The 594-nt window shown below is 43.1% G+C and carries 1 protein-coding gene; it reads left to right on the forward strand.

The annotated features are described in order from the left end of the window. On the forward strand, positions 1-428 hold a 428-nt coding region (locus NE664_12755; GenBank protein MCQ4727506.1), incomplete at its 5' end, for a CarD family transcriptional regulator. Positions 429-594: the final 166 nt, after the last annotated feature.

The raw sequence follows: 594 nt of genomic DNA on the forward strand, positions 1-594 counted from the left end.
TGGATTCTGTAGTGAAAGACCGGCTTTACTATACGCTGGAACCGCTGTATTCGGAGAAAAATACGATCTATACCCCGGTGGATAAAGAAGATTCCATGCGATGTGCGATAACGGAACAGGAGGCATGGAAACTGATCGATGGGATACAGGCACAGGAGATGATACAGGTTGCAGATGAGAAAAGAGCGGAACAGGCATATAGAGAAATTATGAGAACGAATGAGTGCAGTGGCTGGAGCAGAATCATAAAAACCATATATCTAAAAAACAGGAAACGGTTGGCGGAAGGAAAGCGGTATACAGCAAAGGATGATATCTATTTACGGCTTGCCGAGGACTTTCTGTTCCGGGAACTGGCGGCTGCGCTGAAGGTTAAAAAGGAAGATGTGGAATCAATTATATCAGACAGGGTAAAACAACTGGGCTGAGATAATGCGGCTGTCTGCTGAATGACAGCCGCGTTTCTTTTTGATAAAATATTCTGTATCGGATTGGCTGCCGGCAGTGAAGGCTGAACTGTTACAGAAAAACAATTTCTGTCAACTTTTTTAATGGCAAAAAAGCGAAAGGCATGGTAAAATAAGAATAATTGTG

Source organism: Anaerotignum faecicola (genome assembly GCA_024460105.1).
GTDB lineage: Bacteria > Bacillota > Clostridia > Lachnospirales > Anaerotignaceae > JANFXS01.